The organism is Paenibacillus fonticola DSM 21315, from assembly GCF_000381905.1.
GTDB classification, from domain to species: domain Bacteria; phylum Bacillota; class Bacilli; order Paenibacillales; family Paenibacillaceae; genus Fontibacillus; species Fontibacillus fonticola.
The window spans coordinates 169,470-191,509 of sequence record NZ_KB907246.1; the positions used below are offsets into that span (position 1 = coordinate 169,470).

Below are 22,040 nucleotides of genomic sequence, written 5' to 3' on the forward strand. Positions count from 1 at the left end.
GTGACGATTGTATGAATGAGAGTGGTAATTCTTGCAATTGAACTTAAGGACACGAGCCTTATCCGCCCGCGGATAAGGCTCTTTATTCATAAATTGGTGCGGCAGGCTGGCGCTAGGAACGTACTGGAGTGTGTTGCGGCATGCCATACAAACTGTTACAATTTAGGTAAATCATTTGTTTTGCCGTGAAAGGGGTTAACTATGCTAGGAATAGTAAAGAAGATATTTGGCGACACGAATGAACGTGATGTCAAACGTCTTATGAAGACGGTGGACTTTATCAATACATTGGAACCGCAATTTGAGGCGTTATCGGACGAGCAGCTGCGAGGCAAAACAGCCGAGTTCCGCGAACGGATCGAGAAAGGGGAAACTCTTGAAGAACTGCTTCCTGAGGCATTTGCTACAGTAAGGGAAGCTTCGCGCAGAACACTGGGGATGCGTCATTTTGATGTACAACTAATCGGAGGCATGGCGCTCCATGAAGGCCGTATCGCAGAGATGAAAACCGGTGAAGGGAAAACATTGGTAGGTACCTTGCCGGTTTATTTGAATGCGCTCCTCGGCAAAGGCGTGCACGTCGTTACGGTGAACGATTATTTGGCTCAGCGCGACAGCGAGCAAATGGGCGAAATTTATAATTTTCTTGACATGACGGTGGGGGTAAACCTCAGCGGCATGGAGCATGCTGAAAAGCAGGAGGCCTATTCCTGCGATATTACTTACGGGACGAATAATGAATTCGGCTTCGACTATTTGCGGGACAATATGGTGCTTTACAAAGAACAGATGGTTCAGCGTCCGCTCTATTTTTGTATCATTGACGAAGTGGACTCGATCCTCATTGACGAAGCGCGTACTCCGCTCATTATTTCAGGACAGGCTCAGAAGTCGACAGAGCTCTATTATACTGCCGATCGCTTTGTGAAGAAGCTGGTGCCAGAAGAGGATTATACGGTAGACATTAAGGTTAAATCCGTATCCCTGACGGACAAGGGAGCAGCCAAAGCCGAGAAGTTGTTCGGAATCGATAACCTGTACGACCATTCGCACGTAACACTGAACCACCATGTCGTCCAGGCGCTTAAGGCGAACGTTATTATGAGACGCGACGTAGACTATGTTGTGACGGAAGACGAGGTCGTTATCGTCGATGAGTTTACAGGACGTTTGATGGCAGGACGCCGTTACAGTGAAGGTCTGCATCAGGCGATCGAAGCGAAGGAAGGCATTGAAGTACAGAACGAGAGCATGACGCTGGCGACGATTACGTTCCAGAACTACTTCCGTATGTATCGCAAGCTCGCGGGCATGACCGGTACGGCCAAGACCGAGGAAGAGGAATTCAAGAAAATCTACGGTCTTGAAGTGCTGCAGGTACCAACAAACCGTCCGAATATGCGCGTAGATATGCCGGATGTCGTCTATAAGAGCGAGGAAGGCAAATTCCGGGCAGTTGTAGAGGAAATCGTGAAGCGGCACAAGGAGAAGCAGCCGATCCTGGTAGGTACGGTATCGATCGAGAACTCCGAGCTGCTCTCTGCGATGCTGAAGCGTAAAGGAATACAGCATAAAGTGTTAAACGCGAAATATCATGCGGAGGAAGCTGAGATTATTTCGCGTGCAGGTGAGCCGAATTCGGTGACGATCGCTACGAACATGGCTGGCCGCGGTACGGATATTTTGCTTGGCGAAGGTGTGTCCGAAGTCGGGGGCCTGCACATTATCGGAACCGAGCGCCATGAGTCGCGCCGGATCGATAACCAGCTGCGCGGACGGGCTGGACGCCAGGGCGACCCGGGCTCCACGCAATTTTATTTATCGCTTGGCGATGAACTGATGAAGCGGTTTGGCGCCGATAACGTGCTCAATATGATGGAGCGCCTCGGATTTGAAGAGGATCAGCCGATCGAGAGCAAAATGATCACCCGGGCGATTGAATCAGCGCAGAAGCGGGTGGAAGGCAACAACTTCGACGTTCGTAAAGTCGTTTTGCAATACGACGACGTTATGAATCAGCAGCGGGAAATTATTTATAAGCAGCGCCGCGAGCTGCTTGAATCCGACAACATTAAGCAAATTATTGTCGATATGATCAAACCGGTTATCGAGCGGGTGGTTGAAGCTCATACCGCCGATGATATTCCGGAAAACTGGGAGCTGCAGGATGTAGCGGACTACATGAACGCTAAATTGCTGGATGATGGCTCCATTACTAAGGATGAGCTGTGGGGGAAAGAGCCGAGCGAGATGGTCGAGCACATTTTCTCCAAAGTCATGACTAAATACGATGTCCGCGAGGAAGCACTTGGACCGGAAATGGTTCGTGAATTCGAGAAAGTTATCGCCCTGCGTGCAGTGGACAGCAAGTGGATGGATCACATTGATGCGATGGATCAGCTGCGTCAGGGGATACATCTCCGTGCCTACGGCGGAACGGATCCGCTTCGCGAATATCAATTCGAAGGCTATGAAATGTTCAATCAAATGGTAGCCAGCATTCAGGAAGAGGTTTCCACTTACATTATGAAGGCTCATGTCGAGAGCAACCAGGAGCGCCAGGCGGTTGTAGATGAGGATAAAATCTCTACAAGCGGCGAGCCGGCAGAGAAACGTCCGGTACAGCGCGGCGAGCAAATCGGACGCAACGATCCGTGCCCGTGCGGAAGCGGCAAGAAGTATAAGCACTGCCATGGGCAGAATGCATAAGATGGTTGGCCGATGATTTCGCGTGGCGTTGGTCCGCGGGAAAGCAGCCGATTACTAAGGCTGGAGCACTTTGCAGCACTTTGCATTTTAGAGGCACGGAGCATACCTTAAGTACAATTGGGAAGGTGAATGAACAACGATGATCGACCCGAGCATTAAGCAGGATATGCGTGAAATCGCGAAGAAACTATCCAATCTTAGGGGGTCTCTTTGACTTAGATCTCAAGCACGAAATGATTGCAAACTTCGAGGATAAGATGGCGGCTCCCGATTTTTGGGACGATAATGACAAGGCGCAGGGAATCATTGCGGAGCTGAATGCTATCAAGTCCTCGGTAGATCAATACGAGGTGCTGCAGCAGGAGCATGAAGACTTGGTCATGATGGCCGAACTAGCAGATGAAGAGGGCGACGAAGAGCTGGTTGCCGATATCGGCCATTCCATCGAAACATTGCTGAAGAAGCTGGAGGATTTTGAGCTTCAACTGCTGCTTAGTGCACCTTACGATAAAATGAATGCCATTCTCGAGCTGCATCCGGGAGCCGGAGGGACCGAGTCGCAGGACTGGGGCCAAATGCTGCTTCGCATGTATACCCGCTGGGCGGAGAAGCACGGCTTCAAGGTGGAAACGCTGGATTACCTTCCCGGAGATGAAGCGGGAATCAAGAGCGTGACACTGCTCATTAAAGGGTACAATGCTTATGGTTACCTGAAGGCAGAGAAAGGGGTGCACCGTCTGGTGCGGATATCTCCTTTTGACTCTTCGGGAAGAAGGCATACTTCGTTCGTGTCCTGTGATGTTGTTCCAGAAATTACGGATGACGTGGATATTGAGGTTCGTACAGAAGATTTGAAAATCGATACGTACCGGGCCAGCGGAGCTGGCGGCCAGCACATTAATACGACGGATTCTGCCGTCCGCATTACCCACTTGCCTACAGGGATTGTGGTAACCTGTCAGAACGAACGCTCCCAGATCAAGAACCGGGAGCGGGCGATGACGATGCTCCGTTCCAAGCTGTACGAGCGCAAGATTGAGGAGCAGCAGAAGGAGCTGGATGAAATCCGTGGGGAGCAGTCCGATATCGCCTGGGGCAGTCAAATCCGGTCGTACGTTTTTCATCCATACAGTATGGTAAAGGATCATCGCACTTCCGTGGAGACCGGGAATGTCGGAGCTGTTATGGATGGGGAATTGGATCCATTTATCGATGGATACCTGCGTAGTCAAATTCGAACCGAATCCGAATAATTGATTCACCAATTTATGAATGAATTCCTACACTGTGGTATGCGTGTAGGAATTTTTTTCGAGTATAAGCGAAGGAGGAATATTGTGTCATCGAAGTCACATAAACGCAGGCTGGGGGATTATATCCCCTTGAACGGCCCGGGTAGGCATGCGATAGATACGCTGATGATCCTTTTGGGATCGTTTATTACGGCGATTGCTTTCAATCTGTTCCTCGTCCCGAGTGATATTGCTTCAGGCGGCGTGTCTGGTCTATCCATCATTGCCAAATCGCTGTTTAATCTCGAGCCGGCCTACACCCAGTGGGCTTTGAATATACCGTTATTCGTGGCTGGATATATGATGTTAGGGCGGTATTATGCCCTCCGCTCATTATTGGGAACGATCGTGCTTCCACTGTTTGTATTTTTGACGAAAGACTGGCTTGCCCCCACAACGGATCTGCTGCTGGCTTCCCTTTACGGCGGGATTGGCGTTGGGCTCGGGCTGGGGCTTGTATTCCGGGGACGAGGGTCCACGGGAGGGCTGTCTATTTTGGCGCAAATTATTCAAAAATACAGCGGGCTAAGCCTTTCGCTCTGCGTCGTGCTGATGGATGGTGCGGTCATTGCTCTGGCGGGAATCGTGTTATCCCCTGAAAAAGCGCTGTACGCTTTGATCGGCCTTTACATTACAGGGAAATTCATCGATATGATCGAGCTGGGCTTCAATTTTACGAAGGTAGCTTACATTATCGCGAGTAAACCGGATGAAATTTCCGATGCGATACTGCATCATCTGGATCGGGGATTGACTAAGCTGTCCGCCCAAGGCGGCTATACGGGGGATAACCGAACCGTTCTGATGGTCGTTGTCGGCCAAAGCGAGGTGACGCGCCTCAAGACGCTCGTTCAGACCTTGGAGCCCACGGCGTTTGTTATCATCACTAATGCCCATGAGGTGCTGGGCGAGGGGTTTTCGCGTGCAAGGATCGGGAAGTGACGTTACATTTATTTGCATTTTGTGGGGATTGTGCAGGGGTGGGGGATCCGGACGTTATTCCGGGTCTTTTTGGTTTATGAGGCGAGGGCGGCGGAAGGAAGGTTGTAAAAAGGGCCGGGGCCGGTAGGTCAGGGGCTGAAGGTAGGAAGAGCTAGAGCTGAGGAGCCGAAGTAACTCAGGAGCTCAGGAGCTGAACGAAGACTCAAGAGCTCAAGAGCACAAAATTAAAGAGCCGAAGACTCAAGGGCTCAAGAGCACAGAAGTTGAAGAGCCGAAGTAACTCAAAGCTCAAAAGTTGAAGAGCCCAGGAACTCAAAGCTCAAAAGTTGAAGGGCCCAGGAACTCAAGAGCCGAAGAGCTTCAGAGCTCCAGAGCTCCAGAGCCCGAGAGCACAGGAGCCCAAGTAACTTCAAAGCACAAGAACTCAAGAAACTCCAGAGCCATAAGAGCACAAGAGCTAAAGGCCCAGGTATCTCGGCAGAGATTCTCTTTGTTTATACAACCGACTCGCGGGTGCATTACTAACTGTATTTGTTGTATTTAATTTTGCAATTTATCGCCGGATACCGAATTAGTTGGATTTCTTGTCCTTAAAATGAACTTATAAGGCGGGTAAGTGGAAAAGGCAAGTTTTAAGTACGCGGAATCCAATTAATTCGCGGAACGGCCCCAATGAGCATGAAATAGAGGCATGAAATCCATCTACTTCACCTACACAACAATTGCTACTCGCTCGACAGTGCGCCAAAAGTTACTACTTTACAATAAGTCACTTAGTTACAACCTCTCACCACGATCAATAGCTGCTTTTTACCACTATCCTCGCATTACGCCTTACTACACTACACTACATTACACCTCACTTCGCCTCACTTGCCCACTAACCTCTCACAAACTACCTCATCACTTACCTCGTCAGTTGCTCCACCAACTACCTTACTACTTACCTCACCACTTGCTCCACAAGCTACCTCATCACTTACCTCGCCCCTAACCTCACTTGTCCACTATTAGCCTTACAAACTACCTCAACTACCTCACCACCTACCTTACCACTTCCCCCGCCATTTGCTCCACAAACTGCCTACTATCTCCCCAACTACCGCACCTGTACCCTCTATAACACTTGTCTGCTCCTCCAACTCACCCTGTAACCTCGACCTATTCCACCTGCTTTGTCCAAATCCAATTTCAGCATTAAACGCCTAAACTTCTCCTTCATATACTAAATAGCCAGTCGAAATAGCAGTCGCAATAGCCATCCGAAATAGTCAGCCACAAAAAAAGTAAAATTGTTACAATAAATAATTATGCAACCCGGTTGTATTTATATAAGTATAATCGTATAATAATACATATTTTACTTTCGGATAGCAAGAGAGCAGGGAACGCAGGCGGTAATACCGAATTGTAGGGAGAGAGAACAAGAAGAGAACAGCAGTAAGCATGGAAAGTGAGGAGAACAAAGTGAACGCAAACAAAGTAAAGGTCGCTATTGTCGGTTCCACAGGATATGGGGGTGTGGAGCTGATTCGTTTTTTATTGGGTCATCCGCAAGCGGAGATCGTATCCGTCATTTCGGCTTCAAGTGCTGGAGTGCCAATTTCGGAAGGATTTCCGCACTTGTCTGAAATTGTGGTTAAGGATTTGGACGGGGTAAACCCTGCTGAAATCGCCAAAAAAGCGGATATTGTTTTTACGGCGACACCTTCCGGTGTCAGCAGCAAATTAGTGCCTCAACTGCTGGAGACCGATGTGAAAGTGATCGATTTATCGGGCGATTTTCGCATTAAGGACGGCTCGGTTTATGAAGCCTGGTACAAACATGAGGCCCCGGCTGACCGCTTTCTTGAGCAGGCAGTGTACGGACTGTGCGAAATTAACGGGGACGATGTCGCGGGAACCGAGTTCATTTCGAACCCAGGCTGTTATCCGACGGCGGCATTGCTGGGGCTGATCCCGGCATTAAGCGCCGGGTGGATCGACCCGGCGACGATTATTATCGACGCCAAATCCGGTGTTTCCGGAGCGGGCAGAGGAACCAGCCTGACATCGCATTACGCAGAAATGAATGAAAATTTTAAAGCGTATAAAATCAACAAGCACCAGCATATACCGGAAATTGAGCAGAGCTTGACGCTCATTGCGGGCGAACCGGTCACGATAACCTTCACCACGCATTTGGTCCCGATGACACGGGGGATTATGTGCACAATGTACGCTCAGTTAAAAGGGCCTTACACCGATGAGGATTTAACCGAGCTGTATCGCCAGTATTATGAAGGAAGACCTTTCGTACGCATTCGGGAAGCGGGCAAATGGCCAGCGACGAAGGAAGTATTCGGTTCTAACTATTGTGATATCGGCTTTGCCGTCGACCATCGGACCGGAAGATTAACGATCGTGTCCGTCATCGATAACGTCGTTAAGGGGGCCGCAGGTCAGGCTATTCAAAATATGAATCTAATGATGGGCTGGGATGAGACGACAGGGCTGAAGCTAAGTCCCGTTTATCCGTAATATCGAGAGGAGAGCGTCATGGGAGAAGCTAGTAAGTTTACGGTTGTAACAGAAGGTACGATTACGACGCCGCAAGGGTTTAAGGCAGGCGGACTGCATTGTGGTCTGAAAAAAACATCGCGCAACGATTTGGGCGCCATCGTTTGTGAGGTTCCTGCCGTGGCTGCGGCTGTATATACACTGAACTTGGTCCAGGCCGCACCGCTCAAGGTGACGCGCCAGAGCCTCGCATCGGGCGACGGCCAACTTCTGCGGGCGGTCGTCGTGAACAGCGGCAACGCTAACGCCTGCACGGGCAAGCAGGGCGAGGAGGACGCCTACGCGATGCGCGCGGCGGCGGCCGAAGCCTTTGGACTGCAGCCGGAGGAGGTCGCCGTGGCGTCGACCGGCGTCATCGGCGAGCTGCTGCCGATGGAGCGGGTAAATGCGGGAATTCAGAAGCTTCCGGCTGCGCTGTCGGCGGCGGCTGATGGAGCGGATGAATTTTGCCAGGCGATCCTGACGACCGACCTCGTCAAAAAAGAAGTTTGCGTGACACTAAACGTGGATGGCCGCAAAGTGAGCATCGCCGGAGCGGCAAAAGGCTCGGGGATGATCCATCCGAACATGGCGACGATGCTCGGCTTTGTGACGACCGATGCGGTTGTTGATCCTGCCGCGCTGCAGGGTCTGCTGGGCGCGACGACGGATGTCACCTTCAATATGATTACAGTGGACGGCGATACGAGCACCAACGATATGCTCCTGGCGATGTCCAGCGGACTTGCCGGCAATGAAAGGTTAACGCCGGAGCATCCTGATTGGGACCCTTTCGCGGCGGCTTTCCGCTACGTGTGCGAATATCTCGCTAAAGCGATCGCCCGCGATGGCGAAGGAGCATCCCGGCTTGTTGAAGTGAATGTCCAAGGGGCAATTAGCGACTTGTCGGCCCGCGCCATTGCCAAGACGGTCATCGGCTCCAGCCTGGTGAAGTCAGCCGTGTTCGGCGCTGATGCGAACTGGGGCCGCATTATTGCGGCAGTGGGCCGCGCCGGTGAGCCGGTGAACCCGGAAACGGTGGATATTTCACTCGGCAGCATTAATGTGCTGACAGGATCCCGGCCGATTCCTTTTGATGAAGATGAAGCACTTGCCTACTTGCAGGGCGACACGGTAGTCATTCAGGTTCACCTGCATCACGGCGACGGCCAGGCGACAGCTTGGGGCTGTGATTTGACGTATGACTATGTACGAATTAATGCGGCTTACCGCACTTAACTATGTTAACAATGAGTATTCGAGTGAAAAGAGTGTTCGACTGAAAAAATAAGTTTTAATGAGATTCGGAGAGGGGATTTGGAGCGATGAGAACAGCGCTTGATCACAACCAGAACATAGACGGCCAGCATGCGGCAAATGGAACGTTCGTCATGAAGTGCGGAGGCAGCACGCTTGCAGAGCTTCCTGACTCCTTTTTCGAGGATCTGGCGAAGCTGCAGCAGGGTGGAGTACAGCCGATTATCGTTCATGGCGGCGGACCGGCTATTTCCGACAACCTCGGCAAGCTCGGCATTGAAACGAAATTTGTAAACGGACTGCGGTACACGTCGGAAGATGTTTTGGACGTCGTAGAAATGGTGCTTGCTGGAAGCATCAACAAAAGCATCGTGCGGCGCATCGGGCAATCCGGCGGCAAGGCGCTCGGCCTGTCCGGAAGCGACGGGCAGTTAATTACGGCTCAGCCTGTGGCCGCCAGCGCTGAGGTGGGGCTTGTCGGCGACGTAACCTCGGTCAATACGGCGTTAGTCGAAGGCGTGGCAAAGCTAGGGTACATGCCTGTCATTGCTCCGATTGGCGTGGATGCGCAGGGGCAGCGCTACAACATTAATGCGGATACGGCGGCCGGTGCGGTAGCGTCTGAGCTCGGAGTGGAGCGGATGATCGTCGTGACGGATGTTCCAGGCATTTTAAAAACCGTCAACGGTGAAAAAAGAGTGCTCCCCACCGTAACCGTGCAGGAAATCGAAGATATGATCCAAACCGGCGAAATCTACGGCGGGATGATACCGAAAGTCCGGGCCGCGATCGCCTGTATTCATGGCAAAGTGCAGGAGGTCGTCATCGTGGACGGTAGCGTTCCGGGCATTTTGAGCCGTGTGCTCTCCGGGGAGGAAATCGGCACTAAAATCGTCCGGATGCAGTAGCCTGTCATTCCGGTCTGCGTTATAGTAAAAAGAGCGAAAAAAAGAGAATGATATAAAGATAGTTTTATTTTCATCCAAACGATAGGAGTTGAAAAGCATGGCACAAAGTGAGCTTAAAGAGGCAAAGGGATTCACGGCTAATAACAATAGCGCAAAAAGCACTCATAGCACTAGCAGTGCGGACAGTTTAAGCAGCACTAACAGTGCAGCAAACACAAAGAGCGCATTGTTTCCAAGCTATGCCCGCTATCCAATCAGTCTCGTCAAAGGACATGGCAGTTGGCTTTGGGATGATCAGGGGAACCGGTATCTCGACTTTATGAGCGGTCTTGCGGTTACGAATTTGGGGCATGCCCCGGAGAAGGTAACGGCTAAGGTTAAAGCTCAGCTCGATGAGCTGTGGCACGTATCGAACCTGTTCCATATTCCCCAGCAGGAGAAGGCTGCGCAGCTGTTGACGCAGGTTAGTTGTGCGGATGTCGTGTTTTTTTGCAACAGCGGGGCGGAGGCGAATGAAGCGGCGATCAAGCTGGCGCGCCGTTATCACCAGAAGGTGAAGGGAACGGATCGCTACGAGGTTATCACTTTCGAGCAATCGTTCCACGGCCGCACGCTGGCTACGCTGACAGCGACCGGGCAGCAGAAGGTGAAGGACGGATTCCTGCCGCTGCCAGAGGGCTTTAAAACAGTGCCTATGCATGACCTGGAGGCCGTTAAGGCGGCGATTGGGCCGCATACGGCGGCAATTATGCTGGAGATGATTCAGGCCGAGGGCGGCGTATATCCGGTGGATTCCGGATTCGTTAACGAACTGGCCGCGCTTTGTAAGAAGGAGGGCCTCCTGTTGATTGTGGATGAGGTGCAGACAGGGATGGGCCGGACGGGCAAATGGTTTGCCCACGAGCATTACGGGATCGAGCCTGACATTTTCACCTCGGCGAAAGGTATCGCGAGCGGACTTCCTGTTGGTGCGATGCTGGCTAAGGAATATTTGCGCGAGGCGTTCACCCCGGGCAGCCATGCGACAACGTTCGGAGGCAATCCAGTCGCTGTAGCCGCAGTCATCGCTACGATGGAAACGATGCTGGAGGACGGTATTCCGCAGCGTGCCGAGGAACTGGGCAACTATTTGCGCGAGCGTCTGCAAGCGGCGTTCCAGGATGAGCCGTTCGTGAAGGAGATTCGCGGCATAGGCTTGCTGATCGGTATCGAATGTGCCGAACCGGTGGCGGAACTGGTTGCTGAGGGGCAGAAGAAAAAGCTGCTGTTCGTTACAGCCGGACCTAATGTCATCCGCTTGCTGCCGAACCTGAACGTGAGCCGGGAGGAAATTGATCAAGCGGTGGATACACTCGTGGCGATTATTTCTGCCCATACATCCAAGGAGGAAGTGTAACATGAGTCAAACCGAAGGAACGAAGCAGACTACATTTAATTTGAGCGGCCGGGATTTTATCGAGCTCAATGATTATACGACTGAAGAAATTCAATATTTGATCGATTTGGCGATCGAAATCAAGAAAAAGCAGAAGAACGGGGAAGCTTACGAGCCGCTGAAGGGGAAAACCGTAGGACTCATTTTCGAGAAGTCTTCTACACGGACGCGGGTATCTTTCGAAGTGGGCACATACCAGCTTGGGGGCCATGCCTTATTCCTGAGCAAAAATGATATTCAGCTCGGCCGGGGTGAGACAATCGCTGATACGGCGGCGGTGATGTCGAGATATTTGGACGGTATTATGATCCGGACTTTCGGCCACGAGAACGTCGTTGATTTGGCCCGTTATTCTTCCGTACCTGTAATCAACGGTCTTAGCGATCAGGCCCACCCTTGTCAGGTGCTCGCCGACTTCCAGACGATATATGAGTACAAGGGAGCTCTGAAAGGCCTGAAGCTGGCTTACATCGGCGATGGCAACAATATGGCGCATTCTCTGATGATCGGCGGCGCGAAGCTGGGGGTTCACGTATCCGTAGCCAGCCCGGAGGGCTATGAGCCCGATGAAAAGGTGACAGCTGAAGCCCAGCAAATCGCCAAGGAGACCGGAGCGGTCATTGAGATTGTCCGTGACCCGAAAGCGGCTGTAGAGCAGGCTGACGTCATTTATACAGACGTATGGGCCAGCATGGGCTTTGAGGAAGAGCAGAAGGCGCGTGAGGCTGCTTTTGCTGACTTTCAGGTCAATGAAGAGCTGGCGAAGCATGCCAAGCCTGACTACTTGTTCATGCACTGTTTGCCGGCCCACCGCGGCGAGGAAGTGAGTGAAGGGGTTATCGACGGCAAGAACTCGATTATTTTTGACCAGGCTGAGAACCGCCTTCATGCGCAGAAGGCGCTTATGGCAGCGCTGATCGGATCCTAGAACGCACTGCAGCGTATGTTCCCGAGTAACGAACTAAGACAAAGGACTGTACAACAGCCGGACAGGGCAACCAAGGGCAACAAGAGCTAACAAGGGTCGAACGGGCAACCGAGGGCGGCAAGAGCCGAACAAGGGTCGAACGGGGCAACCAAGGGCAACAAGACCAACAAGGACCAAACAACAGCATTTTTAATGGCGACAAAAAGTAACAGGAGGATCATTCATTATGGCAAAAAATAAAATCGTGCTTGCCTACTCTGGCGGCTTGGATACATCAATCATTCTCAAATGGCTTAAGGAAACCTATGATGCCGAAATAATCGCCTTCACGGCAGATATCGGCCAGAAAGAAGAGCTGGACGGACTGGAAGACAAAGCGCTGGCCACAGGTGCTTCCAAAGTCTATATTGACGATCTGCGCGAGGAATTTGCAAAAGACTTTATTTATCCGATGTTCCAGGCTGGCGCCATGTATGAGGGACAATATTTGCTCGGCACGAGCATTGCCCGTCCGTTGATCGCGAAGCGCATGGTCGACATTGCCCGTGCGGAGGGCGCGACGGCTATCGCTCACGGTGCTACAGGCAAGGGGAATGACCAGGTGAGATTTGAGCTCGCGGCTGCGGCACTGGCGCCGGAAATCAATGTAATCGCCCCATGGCGTCTCAGCGAATTCCGGGACCGCTTCCCGGGGCGCGCCGAGATGATCGCTTATGCGGAAGCAAACGGCATACCGGTAACCGCATCGGCGGCCAAATCCTACTCCATGGACCGCAACCTGCTGCATATCAGCTATGAGAGCGGCGTGCTTGAAGATCCTTGGTTTGATGCCAGCGCCGAGGAGAGCAAAGATATGTATTTGCTTAGCGTTTCTCCTGAAGATGCGCCGGACCAGCCGGAATACTTGGAGCTGGAATTCGAGAAGGGCGATTGCATCGGCTTGAACGGGCAGCGTCTTGAGCCACTGGCCGTGATGGAGAAGCTGAATGAGCTTGGCGGCAAACACGGCATCGGCCGCGTGGACATGGTTGAGAACCGTTTTGTCGGCATGAAGAGCCGCGGTGTTTATGAGACGCCGGGGGGAACGATTCTTTTTAGCGCGCATCGCAAAATGGAATCCCTCACGATGGACCGCGAAGTGATGAACCTGCGCGACAGCCTGATCACCCGGTACAGCACGCTCGTGTACAATGGTTTCTGGTTCGCTCCGGAACGGCTGGCGATGCAGGCGCTCGTGACAGAGAGCCAGAAGAATGTAACGGGTACCGTGCGCGTTAAGCTGTATAAAGGCAACGTTATCGCCGCTGGGGTCAAAAGCCCGGTCAGCTTGTACAACCCGGACATCGCCACGATGGAAGCTGACCCGACCGAAGCATACGACCAAGGGGATGCAACCGGATTTATCCGCCTAAATGCGCTGCGCCTGAAAGTAAGTTCCGGTGTAGAGCAAAGCGGCAAATAGACGACACAGCCGGCTTGGCTGGCATGATGGTGTTTTTTTATACTGAACCTGTGGCCGTTGACCTGATGAATTACTTCATAATCAAGAAGTATGCACGGGGAAACGGCTTGAGGTTTGAAACAGACAAGGAGTGGATCAGGTGAGCAAGCTGTGGGGAGGCCGCTTTACGAAGCAAACCAATAAGTTAGTTGAACAATATACCGCATCTATCGGCTTTGACAAAGCGCTGGCGGAAGAGGATGTGCAGGGAAGCCTGGCGCATGTCACTATGCTGGCCAAGTGTGGAATCGTCCCTGAAGAAGAAGCCGAGAAAATCAAGGAAGGATTGCTGGCCGTTCTGCAAAAAATCCGCCGCGGAGAGCTGGAGTACTCGGTCTCGGACGAAGATATTCACATGAATATCGAGAAACACCTGATTGAAGAGGTGGGACCGGTTGGAGGCAAGCTCCATACGGGCCGCAGCCGCAATGATCAGGTAGCGACGGATATGCACTTGTACTTGCGCAAGCGGGTCGTCGAGTTCGTCGGATTGCTCCATGATTTGCAGGAAGCGCTGATCGGACAAGCCAAAGCGAACCTGGATACGATTGTACCGGGTTATACCCATTTGCAGCGCGCCCAGCCGATCCTGTTCGCTCACCATTTACTGGCTTATGTATCGATGTTCCAGAGGGATGCGGAACGCCTGCAGGACAGCTACAAGCGGATTAACGTCCTGCCGCTGGGAGCGGGGGCTTTGGCGGGAACGACCTTCCCGATCGATCGCCATTTTGTGGCCGAGCAGCTTCATTTTGACAGCGTTTATGAGAACAGCCTGGATGCGGTAAGCGACCGCGACTTTATTCTGGAATTTCTGGCCGATGCGTCGATTCTTATGATGCACTTATCCCGCCTGAGTGAAGAGCTCGTCATGTGGAGCAGCACAGAATTCCGCTTTATCGAGCTGGATGACGCCTTCTGTACGGGCAGCAGCATTATGCCGCAGAAGAAAAACCCTGATGTACCCGAGCTGGTTCGCGGCAAGACTGGCCGTGTCTACGGTAATTTGATGGGCTTGCTGACGGTGCTGAAATCCCTGCCGCTGGCTTACAACAAGGACATGCAGGAGGATAAGGAAGGCATGTTCGATACGGTGGCTACACTGCAGGGGGCGCTGCAATTGTTTGCTCCGATGATCGCCACGATGAAGGTGAACAAGGAGCAAATGCGCGAGGCGGTCAATAAAGACTTCTCCAATGCGACCGACATCGCCGACTTTCTGGCCAATAAGGGCTTGCCGTTCCGCCAGGCACATGAGGTGATCGGCAAGACGGTGCTGTATTGCATTCAGCACGACAAATACTTGCTGGACCTGTCTCTGGACGAATTCAAGCAATTTTCGCCATTATTCGACGACAGCATCTATGAAGTACTGCAGCCGGAGACGGTCGTTAATGCCCGGAATGTATACGGGGGCACGGCAACCGCTCAGGTTACAGCAGCTATCGGCCGGGCGGAAGAGAAATTGCAGGCCACGGAGCAATGGGTTCAGGAGTATTTGGAGAAAAGCAAATAGAGGATAGTATACAGCAGACTGGAGTATAGCGTGCTTAAAGCAAATGTACCAAAAGCAAGTATACGTAAAGCAGGTTTTGTCCTTAGGGGCAGAATCTGCTTTTTTTAGTTGTCGGGAAGTAAAATTCGTGCTAGAACCATCTGTCTAGTATTACCTCCTATCTCCTAAAAAACATGTATAGTCAACTAAGAAAGGAAATGAAAATACAGCAAATTAACATTATTTTCAGAATATTTTCATAAAACTATAAAAAATCAGTAGATTTTTGTCGAAGATAGATATATAGAATCATTGACTAAAGTGATTTTTAGCAATCTGGCTAGTCATTTGGAGCCAAAAAATCAGACATCATGACAAAAACATAACTATAAAAAAAAGAGAAAAGCTACTTGGATAGGAGTAAGAGATCTGTAATTAGCAGTGAGCAGGCTGAAAGGGGGACGAAGCGAAGAGCTTCATGCGGAGTGATGGTGGAGTGAAGAACCCTATTTTTGGAGACGGACGAATTAGTGCGCCATGCACGGACACAATGCACACCATGCACCATAATTGATATATTAATGCAGTTTAATCTATTTAGTCATCTTGTACGATCCAGCGGCAATTAAAATTTTGCAGCTAATGTAAATCGTACAGTAAATCAACGAGTGGCTTCCTGTTCACGGAAGTTAAGGGGGAGAAGGATTTGCGTAAGTTTTGGTCGGGGTTGAAGAAATTTGTCGAGTTTAACTCGCTCCGCAATCGCTTGTTAGTTATTTTTACTCTAATGCTGATTATACCTAACCTGCTAATCGTCATCACAGGTATATCAAGCGCCAGAAATGAATTGGAGTCCAAGATCGAGAATGCTGCCAGAACGAGCGTTGAATTAATGAATGAGACGCTTAATTTGTCCGTGGGGGCACAGGTTGAAAATGTTGAGCAGCTAGTAGAGCAAATCAGCTCCCGCCAGATTGATGAGCAGTCGCCTGAAGTGAAGGAACTGATGGAGCTGTTCATGGCGAAGCACCCTGGACTTGAGCTGCTTACCGTAGGCAACAATAACAAGGCTTTTATTAAGGCGCCGGATCCAGGGCCGCACGAGTATGATCCGACAGAAAGAGACTGGTATAAGGCCGCTCTTGCAGACCCGAAAAATACCGTCCTTATCGATCCATTCAAATCGAGTACTACGGGAAATCATAATCTGTATATCAGCCGGGCGCTTCCGGATGGCCAAGGCGCTGTTACAGTATCTTTTAATATGGCAAAAATCAATGAGTTCACTAAAAACGTGGAGATCGGCAGCAAAGGATATGTATATATTCTTGATCGCGGCAGCAAATATACTTATCATCCGAACTATGAACCAGGAGCAGAAGCTACAGCGGAATACATAGCGGAGATCCAGGCGATGGAATCGGGTTTTATCGATTACAAAAATGAACTGACCGGCCATCCTCAGCGGGGCTATGTTGTCACAAATGAACTGACGGGTCTAAAAATAATCGGTGTACTAGAAGTAAACGAGTTCGCCGAGGCGACAGCGCCGATTATGTGGACCTCCATTATTGTGCTTGGTGCAGCCTTGATTGTATCGGGAATTTTACTGTTTTTCATCATCCGGAGCGTAACTCGTCCGATTGAAGCGTTGAACCGTTCGGCTAAACGTGTCGGAGAAGGTTATCTGAACGAGGAAGTTCAAATTAATCGTAAGGATGAGGTTGGCCAGTTGGCCGGGAACTACAATGAGATGGTCGCCTCTATTCGCGGCATGGTCATGGACATTGCGGAAATATCAAGTCAGCTTGCCACTTCCAGTGAAGAATTGACGGCGGGCACAGAGCAAAATGCTAAATCCGTGGAGCACGTTGTTGAATTGGTGCAGGATTCGTCCGAAGGGGCGGAGAGACAAGCGGCAGTGTCGATAGAAAGTGCCAAGACAATGGAAGAGATGACGCAGGGCATCTATAAAATTGCTGAAGCGTCAGGAGAAATTGTCGACTCGTCGTCTCAAACGGTGAAGGATGTTCGTTACGGTAATGAAAAGGTAGAGCTGGTTGGGCTGCAGATGGATGAAATCCGGCGGTCCACGCGGGAGTCGGCCGAGTTGATGCACCGTATGAATGAACTTAGCGCCCATATCGCCGGCATGAGCACTGCGATATCGGATATCGCGGTCCAAACGAATTTGCTGGCTCTGAATGCAGCTATCGAGGCCGCTCGCGCTGGGGAGGACGGCCGGGGCTTCTCTGTCGTTGCCGGTGAAGTACGGAAGCTGGCCGAGCAATCCAGAGAGACCGCAGAGCTAATCGGGGAGGACATCGTTCAGATGACCAGTTTGACAGAGAAGGCCTACGCGGTAATGAACCAGGAGGTAACCGCCAGCGTCGAACGCGGCATTACGGTCGCCGCAGAAACGCAAAGTGCTTTCGAGCAAATTGAGAAATCCACCCGGCATATTTCCGAGCAGATTCACGATGTATCAGCGATTACGCAGCAAATGTCAGCGAGTGCTGAGGAAATTGCCAATTCTGTTAAGCACATTTCGGAAACTTCGAAGCAAAGCCTGGATTCCTTCCAGAGTGTCACCGCTGCAACTGAGGAGCAGTTGGCCTCCATGGAGGAGATTTCGTCGGCCTCCGAAGGACTCGCCCGCATGGCCGCAGACATGCAAACGAAGATCGAGCATTTCAAGGTATAAGAGGATCGGGCATTTCAAAGTATACATTGAATAGAGCAGCGTCTGGGTAACTAAAATGCACCCTTTAGAACTTTATCGGATAAACCATCACGGTTTAACCGATGAGTTCTAGGGGGCATTTTTTATGAGATTAGAGGCTGAAGGCTCAACGAAGCTTGCGAAAGAGGAGAATATAGAAAGAAAAGAGTTTTTTAGGATAAGTAGATTAACTGTATTAATTTTGTATTAAATTCCCTTAAATCCAGCCGATAAAGATAGAATGTCAACTAAAACAAGGTGAGAGGGGGGGATGGAAATGAAGAAGAGAATCCTGGTTGTTTTGATGGTTGTAGTTCTCATCAGCGGATGTGGCCAAGCTGCTAAACTGAAGCCGGATGCTTTTTTGGACAGAGATATGTGTATTGAGTCGATTCACGAGCGGGGAACGAATATTTGTTTTGGTATGAGTCGAACAGAAGTGGAAAGCATTTTGGGGCCAGGCGAAGGGGATGATATTGAGCAGCGCTATGATGCTGCAACGATTTATTATCGTAATGATAAAATTGTTGGCATCCAGTTAACCGAGGAATTCTGGTTTCAGACACCAAGGGGGATTCACGTAGGTTCGACGAAGGAAGAAGCCGAGGAACGATACGGCAGCCGATATATGCATCCTGCCACGCCGAATGGAATGTTATACAGTTTTTATCAATTTAATAACAACCCGCTAGGGCTTCAAGCCATCAAAAGCAAAAAGTCAGATGAGGAAATGGAGGGGATTTATGAAATATGGATCATGGTAGACAAACAGGATGTTGTTAATAACATTAAGTTGCTGGATGAACGATTGTCGGTGGAAATGTGGTACTGGTAAATGATCATTTTTAAATTTGATATGAGGAGAAAAGGTATGCGCAAATACATAATGTTTTTTTTAGCCGGCATTCTGCTGGTGATACTTAACGGTTGTGGAACAGAAATTCATCTTACTAAGGATGAACAAGGACTTCCTTATGCGGAGGAATTAATCGAAAAGTCCTCAGAACAAATCGAAAATTTGGAAAGTTTCTCCGTGGTGTTCAAAAGTACATATAGAAATCTGAGTGTAAAAGAATCTGCTGAAAACAGTCATACAGAAACCATCAAAGTAGATTATGTTAAAGAGCCGTTCGCCATGTATACGGAATTGTCAGATCCTGAGACACCGTTCAAAGAATACATCACCGAGAAATATGGGATTTCAACATTTAGAAACGGTCAGTGGGTAGTGGGCCCTGATTTTGAAGAGTTTACGGCAGCTAGGATAGCGGACAATAAAAAAAGCGTTGATCCTTACCACGATCTAAAAATCTTGACCATTCAAGATATGCAAGTAGATCAGAAAGGCAAAAATTATATTCTTACCGTCACAGGGACCCGGCACGAGGAGAGTTCTGATAAAGATGATTTCGATTCTGATAAGAAACAAAATACCCGAACGATCGACCGCACATCGAAACTTACTTACACGATTAATAAGAAGACCTTATTGCCTGTCGAACTTATAACAGAAACTGAATCGACTATCGACTATTCAGGAGATAAAAAATATACCGAGGTAAAGGTTGTACATTCGTATCAAAATATTAACGGTGTTAATGAAAAAAAATTATTAGAAGAAGCCTATAAAGCCTCAGACCCGCGGTTTAGCGAGTGATAGCAGTCGGTGTTACCTGTTTAAAAGAACTAAATCTATATATGTTGGACTAAAGTATGGGATGCCAATGATCTGGGAGTTGTAACAGCGACCGTAGGAACAGGAACATTTTATGTACTTGTCCGGCATCCAGTCAGTTTAATGTTTAATTGTTTGGCTTGCAATAAACGGATTTTAATAAATGGATTATTAGTAGTTAATTTCTGCTGTAAGGAAGGGAAAGTGGATTTAATTGGATTTCATGTCGTTGAAAGAAGGGAAACTGCTAATGATGGGCTGGATGCTTGATTTAGGTGCTTAAAATCCAGCTAATCCTTGTAAACACCCGGCTAGAGCATAATTAGATACATCAATTCCATGAATTCCATGAATCCATGAATTCCAATACCATCGTACTTTAGGTCCCTCGTATTATAGGGATGATCTCTCGAATGCAAGAAATCCGGGAGCGACAGCGCGCACTCATTAGAATAGACATCGGGAACCTTTCTGGTTTATCCGATGAATTCTGGGGTGCGCTTTTCTTTTTGTAAAATTAGATATTCTGAAAATATTGAAGGATTTTGAGCAATTGTCTCCTGTAGCTCCTATAGGCTCTCCATCTATACTAAAAGTAAGAAAAGGAGAGTGAACTCATGGAACAAACAACACCTAGAGCCCCGGGGAAGCCCGTGCGAAAAGCATTTCTAAAGCGTTGGGACTCTCCCATTGCCGGTTATTTGTTTATTTCCCCTTGGCTGATCGGATTTATGGCGCTAACGGCCTATCCGATGCTGTTGTCCCTATATTATTCATTCACAAACTATACTTTGATGAAACCGATCGAGTGGATCGGAATGGAGAACTACAGTCGTATTTTTACGTCGGATGAGAAGTTTGCTCAATCGCTCAAAATTACGTTTTACTACGTCCTGGCATCCGTGCCGCTTAAGCTGATAGCCGCGCTGCTTGTCGCTATGCTGCTTAATAAAGCGGTTCGGGGCATATCTGTCTATCGGACAGCCATTTACTTCCCTTCGTTAATCGGAGCGAGTATTGCAGTTTCACTGCTGTGGAAAAACATTTTTGGCGTTGACGGCTTCTTTAACAAAGTGATTGGCTTTTTCGGCATCCCCGGCACAGGCTGGGTGACGAACCCGGATACGGCGCTTTGGTCACTGATTGTACTTTCCACATGGCAGTTCGGCTCTTCGATGGTTATTTTCCTGGCGGGGCTGAAGCAGATTCCAAATGATCTTTACGAAGCATCGTCGGTCGATGGTGCAGGAAAAATAAGACAATTTTTCAAAATAACGCTGCCGATGCTGTCACCAACGTTGTATTTTAACTTGATTATGGGCGTAATCAACTCCTTCCAGGTGTTCACGCCTGCTTATGTGATTACCGGCGGCGGCCCGATGAACTCCACTTATGTGTATGCGCTTTATTTGTACGAGCGGGCGTTCAGCCGTTACCAGCTGGGATATTCCTCTTCCCTGGCCTGGATCATGCTGCTGCTTATCGTCGCTGCGGCTGTAGCTATTAATCTGACATCCAAATACTGGGTGTTCTATGAATCGGATCAGAAAGGAGGCAAAAAATAATGACCAGATCAAAATGGAAGTCTTTTACACGCCATGCGTTCCTCACCGTTTTTAGCTTGATTATGGTCTATCCGGTCATATGGTGGGTCGGCGCCTCCTTGAAAAGCAATCAGGAGCTGAGCTCTCCTTCGCTGTTTCCGTCCGTTCCGAAATGGTCCAACTATGTGAACGGCTGGAATTCGGTTCCGGGGTTTACGTTTACCGATTTTTACATTAACACCTTTTATCTGATTATCGCGGTTATTATCGTTACGTTGATTTCAAGCACGCTTGTGGCATTTGGATTTGCCAGACTGGATTTTCCGCTGCGGGGCTTCTGGTTCTCGCTGCTGATGCTGACGCTGATGCTGCCCGGACAAGTTTTGATTATCCCGCAATATGCGATGTTCCATCAGTTCGGTTGGGTAAATACGTATTTGCCGTTTATTGTGCCCCATGCCTTGGCGGGCGGAGCAGGCGGAACATTTTTCGTCTTCCTGCTTATCCAGTTCATTCGGGGAATCCCCCGGGAGTTGGATGAATCAGCCAAGATTGACGGCTGCAGCTGGTTCGGGATTTATTGGAGAATTATTATGCCGCTCATGAAGCCTTCCATTGTCACTGTTGTTATTTTCTGCTTCTTGTGGAACTGGGACGACTTCCTTGGGCACTTGCTCTACATTAACTCTGTAGACAAATACACGGTTGGCCTGGCTCTGCGCATGATTAACGACTCTCAAGGCGGGGCAGAATGGGGGCAGCTGCTGGCGATGTCGCTCGTATCGATCTTACCAGCTACCGTGCTGTTCTCCTCCGCTCAGAAGTATTTTGTTGAAGGTGTAGCTACAACAGGGATTAAAGGGTAGCCATCAGGCAAGGAATATATTAAAATGAGAAAACATTGAGGAAACGGTTCTCCGTGGCTTCAATGTTTTTTCAGATATAAGAAGCCTCAACACCGGTGACTCTGCATCCTTATATCGCAAACAAGCGATCTTTACGCAAGGATTTAGCCGAATATAGGCTGAATCTGCGCTACATTTTGCAGATGGCACCCGAGCGGTGCTTTTTTTTAACTCTTTTAGAAAAGAGGG

Annotated in this window: 15 protein-coding genes; all 15 read left to right on the plus strand. The window is 49.7% G+C overall.

Going from position 1 to position 22,040, the window contains the following annotated elements; translation table 11 throughout:
- Nucleotides 1-201: 201 nt before the first annotated feature.
- The 15 genes from secA to G358_RS0102585 all read left to right on the plus strand — a co-directional run bounded on the left by secA (nucleotide 202) and on the right by G358_RS0102585 (nucleotide 21,812).
- The gene (gene secA, locus G358_RS0102505; protein ID WP_019635630.1) at nucleotides 202-2,709 is read left to right on the plus strand and encodes a preprotein translocase subunit SecA; all 2,508 of its coding nucleotides are present in this window, start codon (nucleotides 202-204) and stop codon (nucleotides 2,707-2,709) included.
- A 139-nt stretch (nucleotides 2,710-2,848) separates the two neighbouring features.
- A protein-coding gene (gene prfB, locus G358_RS0102510; RefSeq protein ID WP_157274235.1) for a peptide chain release factor 2 occupies nucleotides 2,849-3,962 on the plus strand; the annotation gives its coding sequence in 2 pieces (ribosomal slippage) (nucleotides 2,849-2,920 and nucleotides 2,922-3,962; 1,113 coding nt in all).
- A gap of 39 nt (nucleotides 3,963-4,001) precedes the next feature.
- Nucleotides 4,002-4,943: a YitT family protein gene (locus tag G358_RS0102515; RefSeq protein ID WP_051107630.1), complete on the plus strand. Its 942-nt coding sequence runs from the start codon at nucleotides 4,002-4,004 to the stop codon at nucleotides 4,941-4,943.
- Between the two features lie 1,446 nt (nucleotides 4,944-6,389).
- A complete protein-coding gene (gene argC / locus G358_RS0102520) occupies nucleotides 6,390-7,463 on the plus strand; it encodes an N-acetyl-gamma-glutamyl-phosphate reductase (protein WP_019635633.1) in 1,074 nt (357 codons plus the stop codon).
- 18 nt (nucleotides 7,464-7,481) lie between these two features.
- Entirely contained in the window at nucleotides 7,482-8,720 is a 1,239-nt protein-coding gene (argJ, locus tag G358_RS0102525) for a bifunctional glutamate N-acetyltransferase/amino-acid acetyltransferase ArgJ (RefSeq protein ID WP_019635634.1), read from the plus strand.
- 86 nt (nucleotides 8,721-8,806) lie between these two features.
- A complete protein-coding gene (argB, locus tag G358_RS0102530) occupies nucleotides 8,807-9,646 on the plus strand; it encodes an acetylglutamate kinase (RefSeq protein WP_019635635.1) in 840 nt (279 codons plus the stop codon).
- A 97-nt stretch (nucleotides 9,647-9,743) separates the two neighbouring features.
- The gene (locus G358_RS0102535; protein WP_019635636.1) at nucleotides 9,744-11,042 is read left to right on the plus strand and encodes an acetylornithine transaminase; all 1,299 of its coding nucleotides are present in this window, start codon (nucleotides 9,744-9,746) and stop codon (nucleotides 11,040-11,042) included.
- Between the two features lies 1 nt (nucleotide 11,043).
- Entirely contained in the window at nucleotides 11,044-12,009 is a 966-nt protein-coding gene (argF, locus tag G358_RS0102540; protein WP_019635637.1) for an ornithine carbamoyltransferase, read from the plus strand.
- 226 nt (nucleotides 12,010-12,235) lie between these two features.
- Complete coding sequence (locus tag G358_RS0102545; RefSeq protein ID WP_019635638.1) at nucleotides 12,236-13,471, plus strand: argininosuccinate synthase; 1,236 nt, start codon at nucleotides 12,236-12,238, stop codon at nucleotides 13,469-13,471.
- 139 nt (nucleotides 13,472-13,610) lie between these two features.
- On the plus strand, nucleotides 13,611-15,026 hold the full coding sequence (argH, locus tag G358_RS0102555; RefSeq protein ID WP_019635640.1) for an argininosuccinate lyase: 1,416 nt from the start codon (nucleotides 13,611-13,613) through the stop codon (nucleotides 15,024-15,026).
- 685 nt (nucleotides 15,027-15,711) lie between these two features.
- Nucleotides 15,712-17,709, plus strand: a complete 1,998-nt coding sequence (locus tag G358_RS0102560; RefSeq protein WP_019635641.1) for a methyl-accepting chemotaxis protein — start codon at nucleotides 15,712-15,714, stop codon at nucleotides 17,707-17,709.
- A gap of 295 nt (nucleotides 17,710-18,004) precedes the next feature.
- Nucleotides 18,005-18,562 carry a hypothetical protein gene (locus tag G358_RS0102570; protein WP_019635643.1) on the plus strand — a complete coding sequence of 186 codons (558 nt, stop codon included), beginning with the start codon at nucleotides 18,005-18,007 and terminating at the stop codon, nucleotides 18,560-18,562.
- A 36-nt stretch (nucleotides 18,563-18,598) separates the two neighbouring features.
- On the plus strand, nucleotides 18,599-19,384 hold the full coding sequence (locus tag G358_RS0102575; protein WP_019635644.1) for a DUF6612 family protein: 786 nt from the start codon (nucleotides 18,599-18,601) through the stop codon (nucleotides 19,382-19,384).
- A gap of 635 nt (nucleotides 19,385-20,019) precedes the next feature.
- Nucleotides 20,020-20,967, plus strand: coding sequence for a carbohydrate ABC transporter permease (locus tag G358_RS0102580; protein ID WP_019635645.1), 948 nt, complete (start codon nucleotides 20,020-20,022; stop codon nucleotides 20,965-20,967).
- Entirely contained in the window at nucleotides 20,967-21,812 is an 846-nt protein-coding gene (locus tag G358_RS0102585) for a carbohydrate ABC transporter permease (RefSeq protein WP_019635646.1), read from the plus strand. The genes G358_RS0102580 and G358_RS0102585 overlap by 1 nt, the downstream gene beginning before the upstream one ends.
- Nucleotides 21,813-22,040: the final 228 nt, after the last annotated feature.

Excerpts from the sequence above, each read along its gene's own strand:
- G358_RS0102535 (WP_019635636.1), top strand. The coding sequence starts at position 9,744 with ATGGCACAAAGTGAGCTTAAAGAGGCAAAGGGATTCACGGCTAATAAC.
- G358_RS0102545 (WP_019635638.1), top strand. The coding sequence starts at position 12,236 with ATGGCAAAAAATAAAATCGTGCTTGCCTACTCTGGCGGCTTGGATACA.
- argJ (WP_019635634.1), top strand. The coding sequence starts at position 7,482 with ATGGGAGAAGCTAGTAAGTTTACGGTTGTAACAGAAGGTACGATTACG.
- G358_RS0102515 (WP_051107630.1), top strand. The coding sequence starts at position 4,002 with ATGCGTGTAGGAATTTTTTTCGAGTATAAGCGAAGGAGGAATATTGTG.
- argC (WP_019635633.1), top strand. The coding sequence starts at position 6,390 with ATGGAAAGTGAGGAGAACAAAGTGAACGCAAACAAAGTAAAGGTCGCT.
- argF (WP_019635637.1), top strand. The coding sequence starts at position 11,044 with ATGAGTCAAACCGAAGGAACGAAGCAGACTACATTTAATTTGAGCGGC.
- secA (WP_019635630.1), top strand. The coding sequence starts at position 202 with ATGCTAGGAATAGTAAAGAAGATATTTGGCGACACGAATGAACGTGAT.
- G358_RS0102570 (WP_019635643.1), top strand. The coding sequence starts at position 18,005 with ATGAAGAAGAGAATCCTGGTTGTTTTGATGGTTGTAGTTCTCATCAGC.
- G358_RS0102575 (WP_019635644.1), top strand. The coding sequence starts at position 18,599 with ATGCGCAAATACATAATGTTTTTTTTAGCCGGCATTCTGCTGGTGATA.
- argB (WP_019635635.1), top strand. The coding sequence starts at position 8,807 with ATGAGAACAGCGCTTGATCACAACCAGAACATAGACGGCCAGCATGCG.
- G358_RS0102580 (WP_019635645.1), top strand. The coding sequence starts at position 20,020 with ATGGAACAAACAACACCTAGAGCCCCGGGGAAGCCCGTGCGAAAAGCA.
- G358_RS0102585 (WP_019635646.1), top strand. The coding sequence starts at position 20,967 with ATGACCAGATCAAAATGGAAGTCTTTTACACGCCATGCGTTCCTCACC.